We start from the raw sequence: 21,397 nt of genomic DNA on the forward strand, positions 1-21,397 counted from the left end.
CAAATGCAACAAAACAGATGCATGAAGGAGCCGAAATGGCCAGAAAACCCGCCATGTCGGGCTGGGTGGATCAGCTTCAAGGTCTTGGCAGCTACACCTTTACCGCTTCCCTGGCCGAATCCGAGACCGGCCGTTCATTCGTTGCGGTTCAGACGGCCCTGCGCAGGCTCAAGGAGCAACGGAAGATCGTGTCCCCCCGTCGCGGGTTCTACGTCGTCGTGCCTCCGGAATATCGGGCGACGGGGTCGCCGCCGGCGAGCTGGTTCATCGACGATCTCATGCGCCACCTCGAGCAGCCCTACTACGTGGGGCTGCTCAGCGCCGCGGCGATCCACGGCGCCTCCCATCAGCAACCCATGGCCTTCCAGGTCGTGACGAACCAGCCCACGCGCGAGATGCGCGCCGGCAAGGTCACCATCCGATTCTCGATGAACAGCAAGGTCGAGCGGATGCCGACGACCGAGATCCAGACCGAAACGGGCACGATGCGTGTCGCCACTCCCGAGACCACGGCGTTCGACCTGGTCCGGTACCAGGCTGCGGCAGGGCATCTGGACAACATTGCCACAGTTCTTGCGGAGTTGGCGGAGCGCATCGACGCGCGGGCGCTGGTCGGCATCGCGCATCTGGTGAAGCTTCCGGACGTCCAGCGCCTGGGCTACCTGCTCGACGCGGTCGGTGAAGCCGACGTCGCCGCTCCGATGGCGGAATGGCTCAAGGCCTGGAACCCCCGCGCGATCCCGCTGCTCCCCGGGCAGCCGGCGCGCGCCGGGACCGATGAACGATGGCACGTCCGACCCAATGCCGAACTGGAGATCGACCTTTGATCCCACGCGCCAACATCACTGCATGGCGTACCCACGCACCGTGGCCCGCCAACGAGCAGGTCGAACAGGACCTGGTGCTTTCGCGCGCGCTGGTCGCCATGTTCTCGGCGGAGGCCGTGGCCGCTCAGGCCGTCTTCCGCGGGGGCACGGCCTTGCATAAGCTCTTCCTCGGCGCGGGAAGGCGCTACTCGGAGGATATCGACCTTGTCCAGCGTGACGCGGGCCCCATCGGCGAGCTGATCGGCGCGATTCGCGGTGCCCTGGACCCGTGGCTGGGAATCCCGCAGTGGAAGCAGGCCCAGGGGCGCTTCACCCTTATCTACCGCTACGAGACGACGTTTCCGCCGGTCGCGACCATGCGGCTGAAGGTCGAGATCAACACCCGGGAGCACTTCGCCGTTCTGCCCATTGAGCAGTACCCGTTCGTGGTGGAAAATCCGTGGTTCAGCGGAACTGCCGCTCTCCCGGTGTACCACCTCGACGAACTGTTGGGGACGAAGATGCGCGCACTCTACCAGCGCAGGAAGGGACGCGACCTGTTCGACCTCTGGGTGGCCCTGCGGGCAGGAGGCGCCACGAGCGCCCGTATCGTCGAGTGTTTCCAGCGCTACATGGCTCACGACGGCCTGACGGTATCGCGCGCCGAGTTCGAGGCGAACCTGACTGCAAAGATCAGAACCGCCACATTCCGGGAAGACATCCGGCCCCTCGTCTCGGCCGACGTCGCCTACGATCCGGCGGTCGCAGTGCAACTGGTTCAACGCGAATTGCTCGCGCGATTGCCAGGGGAGCCGTGGAAGGGGCTGGATCGATGATGGATGCACCGGTGCATCCTACCTGCGCTTCCCGCCCCTGTCCTTCTCCTACGCATCCATGTCCGCCCACTTGCGGGCCGCGCGCGCGAAGAAGACCAGCGCAATGATCGCCACCACGCCGATGCCCGCGAACGGCAGCCACACCTTCAGGTGCGGGTCGTAGGTCTCCCAGAGCAGCGACGTGGCCGCCGCGGCGTCCAGCCCCGTCACCTGCTGCAGCTTCACGAAGGCCTCGGTGCGCGCGACTCCGGCCGCGGCATCGAGGCTGCCCAATTTGCCGTCCCAGCTGCCGCCGCCCGGCGCGTGCTCGGCCAGGTATTTCTGCGCGAGCACCGCCTTCTCGCCGAAGTTGCCGTAGAAGTAGCCCTGCAGCTTGGAGCCCACCAGCCCGCCCACGCCGACGGGAATGTTCACGAAGCCCAGGTACAGGCCCTTCTTGTCCACGGGGGCGATCAGCGCCAGGTACTCGTTCTTCTTCGGGCCGGTGAGCATCTCGCCGAACGAGAAGCCCATGACGCCGAGCAGGAACACCGAGCCCAGGTTGGTCAACCCGGCCACCAGCACGCCGATGGTGGCCATGCCCATGCCGATGACCATCGACTCGAGCGTGCGCATCTTGCGCACGAGCCACGACACCGGGATCATCAGCAGCACGATCAACAGAGCGTTCAGGTTCAGCAGGATCTCCTGCGGCACCTGCAGGCCGCGATCGGTCTCGATGGCCCACTTGTCCGGAAACAGCGGTGAACTCCGGAAGAAGGCGGCCGTTCCACCCGAGTCGTTCCAGTCGGTCAGGAAGTTCGGGTGCAGGTCCCAGAGGGTGTACATCATCAGCCAGAAGCAGCTCATGATGGCCAGCCACGTGGCCAGGCGCCAGTCGCCGAGGGTGCGGAGCGTGCGCGTGAGCACCTGCAGCGGGCTCGCCGTCTTGTCGGAGCCGCTGGCGAAATCCTTGAACGTGAACAGCATCAGGTAGTTCAGGGACATCACCGCGGCCGCGGTGAAGAACAGCGCCTGCCACGAGTAGTCGTGGCGGATGAAGTTGGCGAGCATCGGCCCGATCGCCGCGCCCACGTTGACCACCCAGTAGAAGATGCCCCAACCCAGCGACGAGTTCGTGCGGTCCAGGTTCTGCGCCAGGCTTCCCTGCAGCGACGGCTTGAAGAACGCGGTACCCGTGGCCAGCACCACCACGCCGAAGGTGAAGCCCAGGAAGCTGGTCTGCGTGGCCATCAGGCAGTAGCCCAGCACATTGAGGGTGATCGCGAAGAACAGGCTCCGCTTGTACCCGTAGCGGTCGGCGAAACCGCCCGTGAAGGTGGGCAATATCGACTGGAAGGCGAACCACAGCGCGTAGATGGTGCCCTTGTCGGCGGCCGTGAAATGCAGGCCGTGCGGGTCGTCGGCCTGCATGATGTAGATGGCCACCACCGAACGGACCAGGTAGTAGGCCAGCCGTTCGAACATCTCGATCACGTTGAGCAGCCAGTAGCCGTGGGAGAATCCCAACAGGCGGCCGCGGCCGGCGAGCGCGTCGGTCAGCGGGGTGTCGGTCATGTCCGGGATCCTCCGCAGCGGCGGCGGTCAGTGGGCTGGTGGCACGACGAGGACCTCGCGGAGCGCCTCGAGCGTGTAGGGCTTGTTCAGGAAGGCGTCGAAGCCGTGCGCCCGGAACTCCGCCACGACGGCGCTGTCCGAGTAACCGCTCGAGACGACAGCCCGGATGCCCGGGGCCAGGGCGCGGATGAGGCCGATGGCCTCGTCGCCGCCCATGCCGCCGCGCACGGTCAGGTCGAGAACCACTATATCATAGGGCTGACCGGCGGCGATCGCCCTTTCGACCAGGTCCACCGCTTCACGGCCGTCGACGGCCTCGTCCACGGTGTGGCCGAGCGAGCCGATCATGGCCCCGGCCACCGAGCGGATGAGTTCCTCGTCGTCCATCACCAGCACGCGGAGGCGGCGCTGGCCCGGCGCCGCCTTGCCCGCCGACGGTTCAGACGTCATCGGGCCAGCTTCGGCAGCGGCGGCCGGCAGGAGGACCTCGAACGTGGTTCCCCGACCAGGCTCCGAGGCAACCCGGATGGAACCGCCGTGGCGCTTGACGATGGACCACGTGGTGGCCAGGCCCAGGCCGCTGCCGCTCTGCTTCGTGGTGAAGTAGGGGTCGAAGATGCGCGGCAGGTACGAAGGCGCGATGCCGACGCCCGCATCGGCGATGCGCACGACCACGAACCGCCCGCCGGCGGGCAGGGCCGCATCACTCCCGCCCGGCAGCTCGAGGTTGGCCAGTTCGATGCGCACGACTCCCGCCTGCTGCATGGCCTGGCTCGCGTTCATGACGATGTTCTGGACGACCTGCACGATCTGGCCCTCGTCGGCATCGGCGTCCCACAGGCCGGCCGGGGCATCGAGGGCGCAGACGGTCGAGGTGCCGCTCAGGGCGAAGTGCGTGGCGCCCTCGACCACCGCCGGCAGCGACAGGCGTTTCTTCTGCGGCTTCCCGCCCTTGGCGAAGGTGAGCAGCTGCGAGGTCAGGCTGACCGCCTGGCCGCTGGCCCTCTCGGCCTGGGCGAGCATCGCCGCCGCGGCCGCCGGATCCTCGAGCTTCATCCGCGCCAGGGAGATGTAGCCGAACACACCCTGCAGCAGGTTGTTGAAGTCGTGCGCCAGGCCGCCGGCCAGCGTGCCGATGGCTTCGAGCTTCTGCAGGCGCAGCCGCTCGCCCTCGAGACGGCGCCGCTGGGTCAGGTCGCTGGCGACGATGATGACCATGCGTGGACGACCCTGCTCGTCGCGGACCAGGGAGACGTCGGCTTCGCCGTCGAACCGGCTGCCGTCGCGGCGGAGGAACCCGAATTCGAGGCCCTGGAAGCGCGAGACGGTGAACAGTTCCAGGAGCTTCGCCTGCGCCAGTTCGCGGCTTTCCGGGGCCACCCACTCGAAGACGCTGCGACCGACAAGTTCGGCGTCCTCATCCTCGCCGAACAGTTGCAGCGCCGCCCTGTTGGCCATCCGGATACGGCCCTCGAGGTCGGACACGGTGATGGCGTTGGGCGCCAGTTCATTGAGCAGGCGGTAGAGATGCTCGCGATCGCGCAGCTCGTCCTGGGCCAGGCGACGGTCGGTCACGTCGCTGACCACGCCGTTCCACAGTACGTCGCCGCCGGGTACGACGGTCTGGCTGGCATCGAGACGTATCCAGCGGATCGAGCCGTCGACGACGAAACGGCCTTCCCAGCTCAGGGGATCGCCGGCCTGCGTGGCCGCCTCGTTGGCGCGGTACAGATCGTCGAGGTCGTCGGGATGGATCCCCGCGAAACCCAGGTCCGCATCGGCCAATACCGCGTCATGATCATAGCCGAGCATCAGGCAGGCCCGCGGACTCAGGTACTCGAAGGTCGGGCGGCCGTCGGCTCGCATGCGCAGCGTGTAGACGCCGTTGGGAATGCGGCGCACCAGCTCGTCGTAGCGGGAGGTTATCTCGGCGAGTTCGCTGTTGCTGCGCGTCAGGTCGGCCGTGCGCGCGGCGACCTGGCGCTCCAGATCTTCACGCCCGCGACGCAGCTCGGCTTCGGTCGCGCGAAGGTCGTCGATCAGGCGGGTGAAGTCCTGCGCGTCGGTCAACGCCTTGCGGCCGAGACACTCGGCCACGCCGCGATAGTAGTCGCGCTCGGACTCGACATGCGTCGACTTTTCGACCATCCCCGGGACCTGATCTGCCGATTCCGCCACCGTCACCCTCCTTCCGAGAGGACGACCAGGACGCCCGTCCAGTCCAGGCCGCGGCTGCGACCCAGAAGCGGCGCGATCTCGACGCCGGACCAGATGCCCAGGAGCGGGATGCCGGCCTCGCGCGTCACCCGCTGGACCTCGGCAGCTTCCTCCTGGTCCGTCCGCGACTGCGCGGCCGTGCGGCCACCGCAGCTGATGTACAGCGCCAGGAACGGCCGTCGTCCCCCGGCACGCGCCCGCGCCACGAGTGCCGGCGCGTTCTCGCGCACGGACTGCAGCATCATGCGGTTGTCGCGGACCATGAACTGCACTTCCTGGCCCACGGCCAGGTCGGCCTCGAACATGCCGACGCCGTCGCCGTCCGGCGTCACGCCGGTCAGCAGGCGATTGACGTACTGGCTCTCCCGGGGTGGACCGAACCGTTCGCCGCAGTTGATGCCCAGCGTGAGGTTCATGATCACGGGACGTTCGCCGCGCCAGTCCCGGTTCCCGAACAGTTCGTCGATGATCTCCGGGAGCGGACGGCCGTCCAGTTCGTGGACAACGTCGCCCTGCATGCGCGTGATGCGCCGGTAGACGCCGTCGAGCGGGATGCAGCCGTGCATGATCGTGTGATCGACGCTGCAGTCACCGCTGATCAGGCAGGCCACCACGTGCTGGGAGACGACGCCCCGGCCGTCGAACTGCCAGGTCGAGCCGAAGCCGTACTCGCCCAGGAGCCCGGCGCCGAGGATCGGCACGTCTCCGGGGAGCAATTCCTCGATGCCGGCAAGCAGGGGAGCCGAGGCGTTGAGCACCGGCGGCCCCGGCTGGCCGGCCGGCGTGCGGATCGAGTCGTAGAGGACATAGAGTGCCTTGTCCGCCTTCGACCGGGCCAGGCCTCTCGCCAGGGTGCGCCCGGCAGCAACCTCGTCGACGTCGAGGCCGCCGGCAGCGGCGACCCTGAAGGCCACCTTGTCGGAACGGATGGCGGCAACCGCCGCCGGGTGGCCCTGGTAGGAGAGTGCTTCGTTCGTGATCACGCCGAGGCTGGAGCCGCCGATGATCGGCGTGGCCCCGCCGACCACGGAGCGCAGCCCGGCGTGGAACCGGTGGGCATCACTGTGGCCCGAGCAGAAGGCGGCCAGGAGGTCGGCCTGCCCCAGCCCGCCGGCGCGCAGGGCCGCAGCGGCGGTGTCGCGGCCGAGCGAGTAGGCGTCGGCATCGTTTCCGTAGGAAATTCCCACACCGGTCATCCGCATCCCCCATTTCGTGCCTCCGCGCGTGCACTGCGATTATGACTGCCGGGCCGCCTGCGGGTCAATGGCCGCGGCGGTCATGATGTGCAACAGGCCGTCGCACGCGAGACGGACTATCATGGGGACACGGGCCCGCCCCGCCGCGGGCCGGATCGGAGACCTCATGAACATCCTCCTGGTGGAACCCCGTACTCCCGAGACTTTCTGGAGCCTGCGCCACGCGCTGCGTTTTGTCGGCAAGCGCGCCGCCAATCCGCCGCTGGGCCTGCTCACGATGGCGGGCCTGCTGCCCCGCGACTGGTCCTGTCGCCTCGTCGACCGCAACACCACCGACCTGCCCGACGCCGACCTGGCCTGGGCCGACTTCGTGATGGTCAGCGCGATGGAGATCCACCGCGGCGAGGTGACGGAACTGGCCCGGCGTTGCCGTACCCTGGGCCGGCCGTTGATCGGCGGCGGCCCGCTGTTCATGCCCGAGCCCGACGCCTCGCTCGGCGTCCCGCACGTGGTCGTGGGCGAGGCGGAGGAACTCGCGGCCGGACTGGTCGCCGACCTGCGCGCCGGCACGCTGCGCCCCCTGTACCAGGCCCCGCGATTCCCCGATCTCTCGCTGACGCCGCTGCCCCGCTGGGACCTGCTCGACCTGCGCCTCTACGCGACGATGTCGGTGCAGTCGTGCCGCGGCTGCCCGTTCGACTGCGAGTTCTGCGATGTGGTCGCCCTCAACGGGCGCCGGCCGCGCGTGAAGTCGCCGGCGCAGTTCATCGCCGAACTGGAGGCGCTGCGCGTCCTGGGCTGGCAGGGCCCGGTCTTCGTGGTCGACGACAACTTCATCGGCGATCCCCGGCGCAGTCGCGAACTGCTGCTGGCGATCATCGACTGGCGTGCGCGCACGCGCACACGCATGACCTTCCTGACCGAGGCCTCGGTCAACATGGCGGCCGAGCCCGAGCTTCTCGACCTGATCGTCACCGCCGGCTTCAAGAAGGTGTTCCTGGGCCTGGAAACGCCCAGCGCCGCGAGCCTGCGCGAATGCCGCAAGCTGCAGAACCTGCGCGGCGACCTGGCCGGGAGCGTGGCGACGATCCAGGCCGCCGGCCTCGAGGTGATGGGCGGCTTCATCGTCGGCTTCGACAGCGACGAACCCGACATCTTCCAGCGACAGTACGAGTTCATCCAGAAGGCCGGCGTGGTGACGGCGATGGTCGGCCTGCTGCAGGCCATGCCGCGCAGCCGCCTCTACCAGCGCCTGGCCGGCGAGGGCCGGCTGCGCACCGAGAGCCACGGCGACAACACGAGTGTCGTGTTCAACTTCGAACCGCGGCTGGACCGCGAGTTCCTGATCGACAACTACCGCCGCCTGATGTGCCGCCTCTACGAGCCCGGCGCTTACTACGACCGCATCCGCATCTTCCTCGATGCCCATCGCATGCGTGGCCCGCGTACCCCCGTGTCCTGGCCCGACGTGGGCGCCGGCTTCCGGTCGGCGTGGGTCATGGGCATCGCGCACCGCGGTCGCCGCGCCTACTGGCGCTTCGTGCTGTCCACGCTCACCCGGCACCCCGACCAGTTCGGCGTGGCGATGACGCTCGCCATCATGGGGCACCATTTCCGGCGGGTGGCGGCGGAGCTCTAGGCGGGCCCGCCGCGACCGGACCGAAGCAGTCCGGTTCCCCGTGGCGCCGGCCTGCGGAATCGGCTAGTCTTGGGCGCGACAAGTCCAGGCCGCGACAACGCAGGCCGCTGCCGCTGCGACCCGTCCGGCGGCGGGCATCCCCCTCGACAGGATCGGCTCCATGAATCGTCAACAACTCATCCTGGCCGGCCGGGTCGGCGACCAGGAGGTCCGCTTCGAGCTGAGTGAGGGCAAGCACGTGCTCGGCCGCGCCGCCGACTGTGATGTCGTGCTGCCCGAGTCGTCCGTGTCGCGCCGCCATGCCGAGCTGGAGTACGCCAGCGGCCGCGTCCGCGTGCGCGACCTGGGCAGCCACAACGGCACCCAGGTGAACGGCGCCACCTGCGAAGGCTGGCGCGACGTGGGCCCCGGCGACCAGCTCACGCTGGGCCGGGCCACCTTCGCGCTGGGCGGCAACCTCGACTCGCAGGCGCTGATGACCATCGTCGGCGACCGCCAGTCGGCCGGCGTGGCCATCACCTGGCAGGAAGCGACCGGGCGCGACAGCGGTACGCGACAGACCGCCCGACGGGCCGGCAAGCGCGCCGAACTGTTCACGGTCCTGGCCGAAGCCGGGAGCCTGCTCGTCACGCCGGGTACGCCGGAAGAGCTGTTCGAGCCGATCCTCGACCTGGTCGATGCCGCCGTGATGCCGGAGCGCGCCCTCATCGCGCTGCTGGACGAAGGCACGGGCGAACCCCAGGTGCGCGCCTCGCGCGTGCGTGGCGGCGGCCAGGCATCGAACCTCATGCTCAGCCGCACCGTCATCAACCGTGTGCTCGGCGAGCGGGTGTCGTTCCTCATCGAGGACGCACAGCAGGACGTCGCCTTCCAGGCGCAGATGAGCATCGTCAGCCAGGGTGTGCGCACGGCCATCGCGGCACCCCTGTTCGACAACGAGAACGTCATCGGCCTGCTCTATGCCGACTCGGCCGACTCGCACGACCGCTACACCACCGACGAGCTGAAGGCCTTCACGCTGCTGGCCAACTGCGTGGCCGTGGCGCTGACGCACGCGCGCTACCACACGATGGAAGCCGAGAAGCAGCGACTGGAAGGCGAACTGGGCGCGGCGCGGCGCATCATGAGCACGCTGTTGCCCGACCGGGCTCCGGACATCGCGGGCTGGGAACTGGTGCCGCACCTGGTCTCGTGCACCGAGGTGGGCGGCGACCTCTACGACGTGTTCGCGCTGCCGGACGGCAGGGTGATGGTGGTCGTGGGCGACGTGGCGGGCAAGGGGCTCGGCGCGGCGCTGCTGGTCTCGTCGCTGCGGCCGCTGCTGCGGGGCCTGTCCGGTCCGTGTTCAGACCCGGCGAAGCTGGTCGAGCGCCTCGACGCGGTGCTGTACCCGGTCACCGAGCCCGTGCGGTACGCGACGCTCTTCGTGGGCGTGCTGGACCCGGCAACCGGCCAGCTCGAGTACGTCAACGCCGGGCACAATCCGCCCTACCTGGTGCGGGCCGGCGGCGCGATCGAGATCCTGGCCCCGACCGGCATGCCGGTCGCGCTGGTCGGCGAGGGCACCTGGACGGCGCGATCGCTGACCATGGACCCGGGCGACCTGCTGGCGTTGTTCACGGACGGGATTCCCGAGGCCTGGAACGAGGCCGAGGACGAATACGGCGACGCGCGGCTGCTGCAGGTGCTCAAGGACACGCGCGAACGCGGCGCCGACAGTGTGCGCGACGCGGTGCTGGCCGACCTCACGGAGTTCGTGGGGGACGCGTCGGCCAGCGACGACGTCACGCTGGTGCTGGTGCGCAGGCTGCCGTAGCCGCCCCGCGCTATTGCCGGAACAGGGCCTTCACCGAGCCCCAGGTCTGCGTCTCCACGCCCACCGGCGACATGGCCTGGATCTCGATGACGAGATCGTTGAAATCGTTGTCGGTCTTCGACCAGTTGTATGACGGCGCAATGCTCGTCCCGTAGTCGAGATCTTCCCAGGCAAGCACATACGTGGGCACGCCACCCGACAGGTGCGTGATGTTGAACACCAGGCACTGCGGGTCGCCGTTGAAGGGCGCGTGCGTGGCGGCCACGCCATTGGTGCCCTTGTCGTTGTAGAAGCGGTTCGTGAAGAACAGCTCCGGCTCCGGCGCGTGCGCGCCGCCGTCCAGCGTCCCGTTCGGGTTCAGGTAGAAGCCGAAGCGGGTCATGCCGTTCGGGAACGAGATCGACGCCGTGGCGCCGGCGCTGAGCGGACCATCGAAGACGATGCCGTCATCGCTGCCGTCGATGACCGGGGCGCCCGCCAGCGACTCCTCGTACCAGCCCAGCGTGTTGCGGTTCGAGAAGCCCGCGATCTCGCGGACGATGAGCCCGTTCAGGCCGAGATCCTGCCAGTAGGCGGGATCGGCATCGCCGGGATTATGGCCTTCGTAGTCGGTGGCGACGTTGATGACGCCGACGCCGTACCGCGTATCCAGGATCTGCTGCAACGGGACATTGTCCCACGAAGTGCCGAATGTGATGTCCACGGCGCCGACGATGGTCGGGCAGGCCAGCAGGGCTGCGCCGACGACCAGGGCCAGCGACGGGAAACGGGCGAATCGGTGCCGCATGCTGCGTCCTCTCAATGGTCCTTGCGGGGCGGTGTCCCCCTGACACCGGCCCATGAGTCTAGCATGGTGGATTTAATGTCGATCAAACAAATCATGAATGACCATCTATCGACTTCTTACATGAGCAATGGTGCGTCCTCTGCCGCTATCGCAACATCTTTTCACGCTTGACTTTGCTGTATACATCACGATTTTGTGATATTTGGTCAAAATAGTTGGCTTGCGGAACCGACCGCAAAGGCCCGTGGCTCCCGCGGGGTTGATGGACTAGAATGCCGGCACGTCCGGGACCCTCCCGTGGCACTTCCCGCCGGAAAGGACCAGTCATGCTGAACGCCGCCTTCACCAGGATCGGACTGTCGCCCATCGTCGAGATCAGCGAGCGGATCCGCGATGTGGCCCCGCGCTGGGAAGCGAAGACCGGTGCGAAGTTCGCCTACCTGCAGCGCGGCGAGCTGGCGGACAACACGCCGGCCTACATCACGCGCGCCATGGAGCAGGCCGTGGCTGCCGGCCTGACGCGCTACCCGAAGTCGGGCGGCGAACCCTGGTTCAAGGATGCGGTGCTGGCGCGCATGGCGGAGAACGGGCTGACCGGCCTTGGCCGCGAGCACGTGATCTGCACCTACGGCGGCCAGGAAGGCCTGCAGCTGGTGTTCAACATGTTCGCGGGCGGACGCGTGGTCTCGTTCGCTCCGACCTGGTCGTGCGTGCTGGACAACATCGCGCCCTATGCGGGCTGTACGCTGGACGAGGTGGCGCTGGTGGAACGCGACGGCCGGCTCGACATCGACTTCGCGCAGGTCGAGGCGAAGCTGCCGGGCGCCGCTCTGCTCTACGTGAACTCGCCGCAGAACCCCACGGGCAAGGTGTTCTCGCGCGAGGAGCTGTCGCGCCTGAACGACCTGTGCGTGAAGCACGGCGTGCACATCGTCTCGGACGAGGCCTACGAGGACTTCGTCTTCGGCGGCGCGAAGCACGTGAGCATGCTCCAGTTTCCCGGCGACCACATCTTCGGCGTCTTCACCTGCTCGAAATCGTATGCCGCGACCGGCTTCCGCATCGGCTACACCGTCTGTCGCAATGCCGGCATCATCGCGAAGCTGACGCTCGGCGAGTACACGCAGACGGGCGGCGTGGTGCCGTTCATCCAGAAGGCGTTCGTCGAGGCCATGACGAACGAGGCCGAGCGCCAGGCCTGGCTCGAGCCGCTGCTGGCGAAGTTCGCACGCCGTCGCGAGCTGATCGTCGAGAAACTAGGTCCGGTGCTCGGCCCCGGGCTGTACCGCCCCGAGGGCGCGTTCTACTTCTTCCTGAACCTGAAGGGCCTGGTGCCCGAGGCGCCCGCCGGCCAGTCGCAGGGCGAGTTCACGCTGCAGCGCTTCCTCGACGCGGGCGTGGCGGTGATTCCCGGCACGGCCTTCGGCGGGGCCGAATATGCGCACCACGTGCGGATCTCGTTCTCGGGGATTGAAGAGGCGGAACTCGCCAAGGCGCTCGATCGCATCACCAGTCAGGTATTCACCGGGACGAAGCGCGCGAGCGCGTAATCCCGCCAGCTCTCGATCAGGCCAGCCGCCGGTGCCCCAGCGCCGGCAGCCGGCGCCTTACCTCGGCCTGCCGGGCGAAGTCCAGCGTCGCCGTCACGATCTCCGTGCCGCGATCGCTGCCGCGAGCCAGCACCACGCCCCACGGGTCGACAATCAGGCTGTTGCCGTGGGTCATGACGCCGCCCGAGCCGGGGCCCGTCTGGCCCGGCGCCAGCACGAAGGCCTGGTTCTCGATGGCGCGCGCACGCAGCAGGCTCTCCCAGTGCGCGGCGCCGCTGGTGGCTGTGAACGAAGCGGGCACCGTGAGCAGCTCGGCGCGCTCATCCGCATAGCGCCGGTACAATTCGGGAAAGCGCAGGTCGTAGCAGATGCTCAGGCCGACCGTGTGGCCGAGCACGGTGGCGCACGTGGGCGTGTCGCCCGGCACGTACCAGTCCGACTCGCGGATGGCGACGCCGTCCACTTCCACGTCGAACAGGTGGATCTTGCGGTAGGTGGCGTTGATGCCGCCGTCCGGGCCGATCAGCACCGAGGTGTTGTGGACCTTGAAGCTGCCGGCGATGGCTTCGCAGACACTGCCGGCGAGGATGGCGGCGTTGAACTCCGCGGCGATGGCCTGCAGGCCGCGCGTGGAGGGGCCGGGGATCGGCTCGCCGGGCAGCGTTGACGGCTTGCCGGTGCTGCGGAAGTGGTACATCTCGGGCAGGGCGATGAAGCGGGCGCCGGCGAGCGCCGCCTCGCGGGCCAGGCGCTCGGCTCGGACGACGTTGGCGGGGACATCTTCGCCGGCATCGAGTTGGATGACGGCAACCGGGAGCAACTGGATGTCGGCAGGACTGGTCATCGGCGTCTCCGCGTTCGTGGTTTGTGCGGCCGGACGGCAGTATAGCACCGGCCGCGAATCAACGCGTCCCGGGCGCCGTCCACGCCCGCATCGTCCCGTCGCGCGAGCTCGAGACCAGGCAGGCGTCGGCAGGCGCGAACTCCAGGGCCATCACCCGGGCCACGTGTCCCCGCAGCCCGACCAGTTCGCGCAACGACCCGGCTTCGAGAAGGCGGACAACGCCGTCGATGCCGCCGACGGCCAGTCGCGAGCCGTCGCGGCTCCAGGCCACCGCCACGACGCGCCCCCGGCCCAGCGCCCGCGAGGCCAGGGGGCTTCCGTCCGGCAGCGACCACATCCGCAGAACGCCGTCGGCCCCGGCCGAGACCAGCTGCCGGCCGGCGGGATCGAGGCACACGTCCAGGACCGCGCCCGTGTGGCCCTTCAGTTGGCGCGGCGGCTGGTCGCCGCGCCAGTCCCACAGGTAGACCGCGCTGTCGGCGGCGGCGCCGACCAGCAGGGCGCCATCAGGCGTGAACACGAGGTCCTTCAGCGCGCCGCCACAGCGGCCGAGCACCCTGGGCGTTCGCGCCAGCAGCCCGTCGGCGCCCAGCTCCCGGACCATCACTTCCGCGTCATCGCCACCGGTGGCAACCCACCGGCCGGACGGATGAATCGCGAGCCCGTGCACCTCGCCGCGGTGCGCGGTCAGCGTGTCGATGATGTTCCACGCCGCGGCGTCCACCACCGTGAGGCTGCCGAGGGTGGTGCCGGCCAGCAGCAGCCGGCCGTCCGGCGTGAAGCCCAGGCTCGACGCAGGTTCGGTACGGTCGACCCGCGCCGGTGACGCGGACGATCCCGGCAGCGGCCACACCGGCAGGCCACTCTGGCTGTTGCCGCCGATGACGAATTGTCCGGTGGGATCGATGGCGACGCAGCCCACGTTGACCACCATCGTCGGCGGTGACGGCAGGCGATGGACGGCGACATCGTCGACATCGGCGGACCAGATCTTGAGCATGCCGCCCCAGTCGACGCTGGCCAGGCGGCTGCCATCGGCGCTCACGGCGTCCGCGTTGACGTCCTGCCGGTGGCCGCGCAGTTCGGTCAGCACGGCGCCCGTACGCGCGTCCCAGCGCAGGAAACGGCCATCCGGCGAGCAGGACATCACCTGCCCGCTACCGGCCATGAAGGCCAGACCGGTCACGGTGGCCGAGTGCGCGTGGAACGTCGTCAGGTGCTCGCCGGTCTGCAGGTCGTGCACGACCGCGAGCTGATCCATGCCGCCGGACGCCACCAGCCGTCCGTCGTCGCTGACGGCAAGGCAATAGACGCGCCGCGTATGCCGGTTGAACGTGTGCAGCAGTCGACCGCTCGCAGGCTCCCAGACCTTGACCAGCCCGTCGCCGCCACCGGTGACCAGGCGGTCGCCCCGGGGCGCCCAGGCGACCTGCGCGAAATCGGCGTGCGCCGGCCAACTGCCGATCAGCTGGCGCGTCGTCGCCTCCCACATGCGCACGAATCCGTCACGGTGCGCGGCGGCGATCCGGCGGCCATCGGGGCTGACCGCGACCGAGGCCCAACCCGAGCCTTCGTGCAGGACCACCGGCGCGGCAACCGCGGCGCGATCCAGGATCACCACCCGGCCGTCGTTGAGCCCGGCGACCAGCCAGGTGCCGTCGGGCGCCACGGCGACGCTTTCGACGCTTTCGCCCAGCGGTCCCCAGGTCCGGCGCGCGGCACCGGTGGTTGCGTCCCACTCGCGGATGGTCCCGTCCAGCGACGAGGTGAACACGGCCGCGGAGTCGGGCGCGTAACGCACGCAGGTGATGCCCTGCTCATGCGCGCGCACCGTGACCAGACTGCGGTCCAGCCGCGCCTCCAGATGCCGCCACTCCCAGCCGCGCAGCGCCGCGGGCGCCGCCTCCAGTCGTCCGGCCGCTTCCTCGACCGCGTTCTCGCGCAGCGCCGACTCGGCGGCGGCCAGCGAGTTGACGTAGGCGAGTTGCTGCGCCTCGCGCGTCTGCATTTCGGCCCGTCGCAAGGCGCCGATGCTCACGACGAGCGCGGTCGCCAGCAGCGCGACCGTTGCGGTCGTGGCGATCGTCAGCGAGCGGTGCCTCCGCAGGAACTTGCCGGCACGGTAGGAAAGCCGGTCGGGCGCCGCCAGGACGGGCAGGCCGTCGAGATGGCGCCTGATGTCTTCGGCCAGTTCGTCGACCGAGGCGTAGCGACGCTCGGGGTCCTTCCGCAGCGTCTTGAGGACGATGTTATCGAGATCACCTGCCAGCGCCTGGGCCAACCGCGCGGGCGAATGCTCACGCCGCGCGGCAAAGGCCGCATCCTGGCGCGCCGCGACGCGGCTGGGACGCGTCGGCTCCGACTCGCAGATCACACGGGCGGCGGCGGGCGTCATGAGCGTGGGCATCTCGTAGGGTGAGGCGCCCGACAGCAGTTCGCACAGCAGGACACCCAGGCTGTACACATCGGTGGCCGTGGTCACGCGATGGCCGAGGACCTGTTCGGGGCTCGCGTAGCGCGGGGTCATGGCCGCAGGCATCGTCAGGTCGGGCCCGGAAGCCGCATCGGAATCGGACGGCGACTCGCCGCCCAGCACCTTGGCGATGCCGAAATCCAGCAGCTTCACCTGCCCGTCACGGTCGACGAGGATGTTGCCGGGCTTCAGGTCGCGATGGATGACCAGGTTGCGGTGCGCGAACTGCACGGCCTCGCACACGGTCAGGAACAGCCGCAGGCGCTCGGCGACGGACAAACGCGCCTCGTCCGCGTAACGGTCGATCGGCTCGCCGTCCACGAACTCCATCACGAGGTAGGGGCGGCCGTCGGGCGTGGCGCCGCCGTCCAGCAGGCGGGCGATGTGCGGGTGTTCGAGGTCGGCCAGCACCTGCCGTTCGCGCCGGAAGCGTTCGACGATGTCGGCGCCGTCCAGCCAGGGGCTGATGATCTTGACGGCAACCTGCTTGCGGAAGGCCGCGTCGACGCGCTCGCCGCGATAGACCGCGCCCATGCCCCCGGTGGCGATCCGTTCGCAGAGACGCCAGGGGCCGAGGGCCAGGCCCAGGGCAGGGTCGGGAGAGGAGCCGTCGTCAGCGGCCAGGTGCGGTGCTCCATCGAAGAGCTTTCGCGCCGCAGGCAGCGCCGCCAGCAGTGACTCGATCTCGGCGCGCAACGCCGCATCGCCGCCGCAGGCATTGTCGAGAAAAGCGGCCCGCTCGGATGCGGGCAGCGCCAGCGCCTCACTGAAGAGATCGGCCGGGTTACGCGCGGTCATCGCGCATCTCGTCGCGCATCTCGCGGTAGAGCCAGGCCTGTGCGTAGTCCCAGTGCCGGCACACCGTGCGGCGCGAGATGCCCAGCAGTGCGGCGCATTCGTCCTGCGTCAGCCCGCCGAAGAAGCGCATCTCGACGATGCGCGCGATCTCCGGCTCCTGCGCCTCGAGCAGCGTCAGCGCATCGTCCAGCGCCAGGATGACCGGGTCGGCGGCCTCGTCACCCAGCACCAGCTCGTCGTCGAGTTGCAGGTGGACCTTGCCGCCGGACCGCTTGCTGCAACCGCGACTGCGCGCATGGTCGACCAGGATGCGCCTCATCGCCTGGCCGGCAACGGCCAGGAAGTGGGCGCGGTTCTGCCAGACCACGCGGTTCTGGTCGATCAGGCGCATGTACGCTTCGTGGACCAGGGCGGTGGCCTGCAGCGTGTGGTCGGGACGTTCACTCGCCAGGTAGGCGCGGGCGCGGGCGCGCAGGTCGTCGTAGACGGCCGCGAACAGGTCCCGCACGGCCGCCGGCTCCCCGGCCGACGCACCCTGCAGGATCATCGTGATGTCGCGTCCGTTTGGCATGGGGTGAGTATACCTCAGGCGCCATGGCCCGCAACCCGTTCGCCTGGACCCGGCGCGCGCCGGTTGCGCTTAGTCGACCAGCGCAAACAACGTGCCCTTACCCGGTTGCGCCGACACGAGCCGGACCCGATGGCGCCTGCCCGGCTCGACGGTGCCCGCACAGCGCGCCACGACGGCAGGCTCGTGCAGTTGCACCGTCTGCGCGTCCAGGCCGACGCCTTCGAAGATCTCGCCCACGTGGGGGGCGAGCATCGCCACCTCGACCGCGTCGACGCAGGCGGTATCCACGCGCTGCGACCGCCCCACCCCTGCGGCCATGACGCCGCCGATCCAGGCCAGCGCTTCGAGCGCCCAGGCCGGAACCTCGCGGCCGGCGCACACGGCCAGGCAGATCTCGGCGCCGTAGCGGTCGACAAGGCGGCGAAGCGGGGCCGTCACATGTGCATACGGGGCCGCCAGCGCGCCGTGCGTGGTGTTTGCCGGAAGCGCAAGTTGGCCTCCCCGCGCGCTGTCGAAGGCCTCCCACCGTGCGCCGCGGAACAGCGCGCCGGCCTCGGTCAGGAAGGCAGCGGTGCGCGGCGCGCCGGCGTCGAGGTGGTCCAGCATGTCCGCGTAGGTCCAGGCATCGGGCCATTCCATCCCCAGCGCCGCGGCCTGCCGCCTCAATCTCTGCAGCGCCTCCGGGCTCGCGGCGGGCATGGTGCGCAGGATGCCCACACCGGCGCCGAGCATGCAGCGCGCCGCCGCCATGCCGGTCAGGAGGGAGACCTGTGCATTGTCATCCTCCACGTCCAGGGAAGCGCGGAACTCGAGGGAGACCTTCCCGTCCTCGACCACCGCCTCCTGACTCGGCCTGGGCAGCGTGACCGCGCCCAGCTTCCGGAGCGCCGCACGGCGCCGCTGTCCGAACTCGTGCAGGGCCGTGACGAGGACCCGTGCTTCGGCGGGGGGCGATGTGGCCAGCTCCCGGTACGCATACTGCCGACGCGACCGTACCCACGCCCGGCGCACATCGAATCCGGTGAGGTTGCCGCCCCGGTCCACGTCCAGGGTCCAGAGCACCGCCTTGGTCCGCTGTCCCGGCAGCAGGGAGGCGAAACCTTCCGACATCAGCGGCGGGTGAAGTCCCACCCGCTTGTCCGGGCAGTAGATGGTCTCCACGCGTTCGCGGGTGTCCCGGTCCAGGGCGCCGCCGGGTACCACGTGCGCGCCCACGTCGGCGATCGCGTAGAAGATGCGCTGGCCTTGCGGTGACGATTCGAGGTGCACGGCCTGGTCGAGATCGCGGGCGCCTTCCGGATCGATGGTGACCAGGGGCAGGTGTGTGGCGTCGTGGCGCTCGCCGACCACGTGGGCGGCCTCGGCGTCGGTATCGGCTGCCGCGGCCTCGGCCAGGACATCCGCGCCGTACGTCTCGGAAACGCCGACACCGGCCCGGATGGCAGCGAAGACGGGGACCAAGGCGCCAAGTGGGGTGCGGCTGACGATGCGGCGGACCTGCATGGAAACTCCAGTGGCGCCGCGACGGCGCCGGGATCACAACGACGACGATTTCACGGGGCCTCTGTCGAATCCTCGACAGTCCCAACGACTTTCGCATGGCGACCAGGCTGGATGCCCGGGCCGTACCGGCGCGACCAGACCTGGGCGAACTCCGCCCCGAAGAACAGGATCTGCGCGGAGAGATAGATCCACATCAGGATGATCACGAATGAACCGGCGGCTCCATACACGGAGCCGATGGCGCTCTTGCCCAGGTACAATCCGATCAGGTAGCGGCCAACCGAGAACAGCAACGAGGCCACCACGGCGCCCCAGGTCACATCGCGCCACCTCAACTTCGCATCCGGAAGGATGCGATAGATCGCGGCGAAAAGAAGCGTGGTGAGCGCAAACGAGAGCATGAAGTTCAGGACGTTCGCCAGGACCAGGTAGGCGGGAAGCACGCCCGAAATGAACTTTCCCATCGCGGCGATGGCAGCGCTCAGGACCAGCGAGACGAGCAGCAGGAAACCGATCACGAGAACCAGAGAGAAGGAGAGCAGGCGCTTGCGGATGAAATAGGCGATGCCGTTCCTGCGGGTCCTGACGCCCCAGATGATATTGAGCGCTTCCTGCAACTGGGCGAAGGCGCTGGTGGCACCGTAGATGAGGATGACGAAACCCAGGGTTGTGGCAATCAGGCTCGAGGACGGCTTACTGGCCGAATCCAGCAGGGTGCCCACATAAGTGGCGCCCTGGGGACCGAGCAGGTCTCCGAGCTCGGAGATGATCTCCTGGCGCGCGGCGCCTTCCCCGAAAAACGCCCCGGCGATGGCGATCACGAAGATCAGGAGCGGGGCCAGCGAAAAGATCGTGTAGTACGCCAGCGCCGCCGACAACCGGCCGGCCCCGTCGTCGAGCCACTCGGTCACCGTTTCGGTCACCAGTTGCACGGCGGTGAGGTCGCGCAGGGACTTGATCTTGAGCAGGGACCTGGAAGGACGCTTCATGTCGGTTCGCCTTCCGGGATTCCGTCTGCCATACACGGTAGGTTGCGATGCTTCAGTCCGCTCGCGGAGCGAGGTTCCGATCCTTCCCGATCACATCACCATGCAGGATCGAGTAGATCTCGACGTCGTGATGCCTCCCCTTGTTGTACCACGCACCGCGCGCCGTGCCTTCGTGGCGAAAGCGGCACTTCTCGGCAAGGCGACGCGAAGCGATGTTGTCGGGGTGAATGACAAGGCGGATTCGGTTGGCCTTCCTTGTCTCGAACAGATACCGGACCATGAGTTCAACCGCCTCCGACATCGCCCCCTTGCCCCGATGTTCCGATCGGTACAGGATGTAGGAGAGCTCGAGTTCATCAAGGTAGTTGACGGTCTTGAAGAACTCGATGTGCCCGATGATGGCATCCCTGTGGGTCGTAATCAGGAGCATGCCATCGTCCGCGCCCCAGAATCCCGTCTCGTGCAACTGCTTGCTGAATGCCGCCTGCGAGACGATGCCGCGCGGATAGAACTCGCCGCGGTTCGCGATGTCGAGGTGGAAGGTATAGATCTCTTCAAGATCAACCTCCCGTACGGGACGCAGCTTGATGATGGCGCCTTGGAGCATGGATTATCCTTCCGGTCGGCAACAGCTTGTCAGTACGGGCGAAGCTGTTCCTCGACAGTCCTCGTCTTCCCGGTGACCTCGCTCCCTGTATGGAGTGTCGACTTGCGTTCGAAGAGCATGACGAGGCACTCCTCGTCGGCGACAGGGTTGTGGCGCACGCCCCTGGGAACGACGTAGACCTGCCCCGGGCCGAGATCCACGGCACCGGACTCCATCTCGATCCTGAGATTTCCCTCGAGGACGAAGAAGAGCTCGGCTTCTTCCTCATGCGCGTGCCAGACGAGTTCTCCCTCCAGCTTCGCGACCTTGACATAGCAGTCAGCGATCTCCGCGATGACGCGCGGCGACCAGTACTCCGTCAGGGACTTCGCGATGCCCGCGGGCGACAGGACCTCGTTCATGGAGCACTCCTCACGACTACATGGTTAATTCCGCTGCCTTCGCCCGCTCCCGCAACTGGTCCAGGATCGCGGTGCGTTCCGCTTCCGTCATGGTCGAGAGACGGCGCGCCAGCGCGTAGTGCAGCGCGGTGTGTTCGGCGGAGGCGAGCGACGCCCCCACGTGTTCCTTGCGCGGTGCGCGCGATTCGATGTTGGCCGGCAGGAGGTCGGCCACGGCAGGCACGAACGCGACGGCGGTGGCCAGGGCCTCGCTGCCATGGCCGGCAAGTTCCTGCACGACGAGATGGGCGGCGACCCACGCTTCGAGCCGGGCCACGGCCTGCAGGCCGTCGCCATAGGGCATGGCGGCGATCGCGGCGCAGAGCCGGTCGATACCCGCCGCCACCTTGGCCGAGGGCAGGCGCCCGGCGAGATCCCGCGGTTCGAAGGTCACCCAATCGGCCCCGAATGTGGCCACGCAGACCGAATCGCCGCCGGCAACCGCGTCGGCGCCGGCACACAGCGAGAGGACCGCGTGCCTGTCGGTGAGCTCGCGCAGCCTGGAGTTGGAATCGCAGGCCCTGCTGCCGGCGGCCGCATCCCCCGCGCGGGAAGCGGGCTTCCGCTCGTCGCCATTGCCGGACGTGCAGGCAGCGGCGCCCAGGACCAGGAGAAGCAGGAGGACCGGGAAGCCGATGCGGGTGTTCGTCGTCGCCTTGTTCATCATGCGCCTCGCTTGCAAGGGACCGCGACCAGCGAACGAAGTTCGATCCGTTTGCGTCGCGGGCGCCGTTCGCCTCCCAACATGTTCGCACCCATCGGCGCTTC

The 21,397-nt window shown here is 68.6% G+C and carries 17 protein-coding genes; 5 read left to right on the forward strand and 12 right to left on the reverse strand.

Annotated elements, in window-relative coordinates; translation table 11 throughout:
• Window positions 1-35: 35 nt before the first annotated feature.
• Window positions 36-827, forward strand: coding sequence for a type IV toxin-antitoxin system AbiEi family antitoxin (locus tag IPG61_17170; protein ID MBK6735771.1), 792 nt, complete (start codon window positions 36-38; stop codon window positions 825-827).
• A complete protein-coding gene (locus IPG61_17175) occupies window positions 824-1,642 on the forward strand; it encodes a nucleotidyl transferase AbiEii/AbiGii toxin family protein (GenBank protein MBK6735772.1) in 819 nt (272 codons plus the stop codon). The genes IPG61_17170 and IPG61_17175 overlap by 4 nt, the downstream gene beginning before the upstream one ends.
• A 48-nt stretch (window positions 1,643-1,690) precedes the next feature.
• Here IPG61_17175 and IPG61_17180 read toward each other — a convergent pair whose 3' ends face one another.
• From IPG61_17180 to IPG61_17190, 3 genes are read right to left on the reverse strand one after another with little or no spacing between them, the layout of a single operon-like run.
• A complete protein-coding gene (locus tag IPG61_17180) occupies window positions 1,691-3,199 on the reverse strand; it encodes an MFS transporter (protein MBK6735773.1) in 1,509 nt (502 codons plus the stop codon).
• 27 nt (window positions 3,200-3,226) lie between these two features.
• Window positions 3,227-5,377 (reverse strand): PAS domain S-box protein, encoded by a 2,151-nt coding sequence (locus IPG61_17185; protein ID MBK6735774.1) that lies wholly within the window; start codon window positions 5,375-5,377, stop codon window positions 3,227-3,229.
• A 2-nt stretch (window positions 5,378-5,379) separates the two neighbouring features.
• Window positions 5,380-6,612 carry an FIST C-terminal domain-containing protein gene (locus IPG61_17190; protein MBK6735775.1) on the reverse strand — a complete coding sequence of 411 codons (1,233 nt, stop codon included), beginning with the start codon at window positions 6,610-6,612 and terminating at the stop codon, window positions 5,380-5,382.
• 166 nt (window positions 6,613-6,778) lie between these two features.
• Here IPG61_17190 and IPG61_17195 point away from each other — a divergent pair, with 166 nt between their 5' ends.
• Window positions 6,779-8,251, forward strand: coding sequence for a DUF4070 domain-containing protein (locus IPG61_17195; GenBank protein ID MBK6735776.1), 1,473 nt, complete (start codon window positions 6,779-6,781; stop codon window positions 8,249-8,251).
• A 160-nt stretch (window positions 8,252-8,411) separates the two neighbouring features.
• The gene (locus tag IPG61_17200) at window positions 8,412-10,067 is read left to right on the forward strand and encodes a SpoIIE family protein phosphatase (GenBank protein MBK6735777.1); all 1,656 of its coding nucleotides are present in this window, start codon (window positions 8,412-8,414) and stop codon (window positions 10,065-10,067) included.
• 10 nt (window positions 10,068-10,077) lie between these two features.
• Here the strand turns inward: IPG61_17200 and IPG61_17205 are convergent, their stop codons facing one another.
• Window positions 10,078-10,854: a DUF4114 domain-containing protein gene (locus IPG61_17205; GenBank protein MBK6735778.1), complete on the reverse strand. Its 777-nt coding sequence runs from the start codon at window positions 10,852-10,854 to the stop codon at window positions 10,078-10,080.
• 326 nt (window positions 10,855-11,180) lie between these two features.
• Here IPG61_17205 and IPG61_17210 point away from each other — a divergent pair, with 326 nt between their 5' ends.
• On the forward strand, window positions 11,181-12,404 hold the full coding sequence (locus IPG61_17210; GenBank protein MBK6735779.1) for a pyridoxal phosphate-dependent aminotransferase: 1,224 nt from the start codon (window positions 11,181-11,183) through the stop codon (window positions 12,402-12,404).
• 16 nt (window positions 12,405-12,420) lie between these two features.
• On the opposite strand, the gene IPG61_17215 is transcribed toward IPG61_17210, so the two are convergent.
• From IPG61_17215 to IPG61_17250, 8 genes are all read right to left on the reverse strand, one after another.
• Window positions 12,421-13,248: a carbon-nitrogen hydrolase family protein gene (locus IPG61_17215; protein ID MBK6735780.1), complete on the reverse strand. Its 828-nt coding sequence runs from the start codon at window positions 13,246-13,248 to the stop codon at window positions 12,421-12,423.
• A gap of 58 nt (window positions 13,249-13,306) precedes the next feature.
• Window positions 13,307-16,519: a protein kinase gene (locus IPG61_17220; protein MBK6735781.1), complete on the reverse strand. Its 3,213-nt coding sequence runs from the start codon at window positions 16,517-16,519 to the stop codon at window positions 13,307-13,309.
• A complete protein-coding gene (locus tag IPG61_17225) occupies window positions 16,506-17,090 on the reverse strand; it encodes a sigma-70 family RNA polymerase sigma factor (protein MBK6735782.1) in 585 nt (194 codons plus the stop codon). The genes IPG61_17220 and IPG61_17225 overlap by 14 nt, the downstream gene beginning before the upstream one ends.
• Window positions 17,091-17,159: 69 nt before the next feature.
• Window positions 17,160-18,593 carry an RNB domain-containing ribonuclease gene (locus tag IPG61_17230; GenBank protein MBK6735783.1) on the reverse strand — a complete coding sequence of 478 codons (1,434 nt, stop codon included), beginning with the start codon at window positions 18,591-18,593 and terminating at the stop codon, window positions 17,160-17,162.
• 50 nt (window positions 18,594-18,643) lie between these two features.
• Window positions 18,644-19,582, reverse strand: coding sequence for a YihY/virulence factor BrkB family protein (locus IPG61_17235; GenBank protein ID MBK6735784.1), 939 nt, complete (start codon window positions 19,580-19,582; stop codon window positions 18,644-18,646).
• 52 nt (window positions 19,583-19,634) lie between these two features.
• Window positions 19,635-20,189: a GNAT family N-acetyltransferase gene (locus tag IPG61_17240; GenBank protein MBK6735785.1), complete on the reverse strand. Its 555-nt coding sequence runs from the start codon at window positions 20,187-20,189 to the stop codon at window positions 19,635-19,637.
• Window positions 20,190-20,218: 29 nt separating this feature from the next.
• Complete coding sequence (locus IPG61_17245) at window positions 20,219-20,590, reverse strand: cupin domain-containing protein (protein ID MBK6735786.1); 372 nt, start codon at window positions 20,588-20,590, stop codon at window positions 20,219-20,221.
• 16 nt (window positions 20,591-20,606) lie between these two features.
• Complete coding sequence (locus tag IPG61_17250) at window positions 20,607-21,296, reverse strand: hypothetical protein (GenBank protein ID MBK6735787.1); 690 nt, start codon at window positions 21,294-21,296, stop codon at window positions 20,607-20,609.
• Window positions 21,297-21,397 lie beyond the last annotated feature (101 nt).

It is taken from the genome of bacterium, from assembly GCA_016703265.1.
Lineage (GTDB): Bacteria > Krumholzibacteriota > Krumholzibacteriia > LZORAL124-64-63 > LZORAL124-64-63 > CAINDZ01.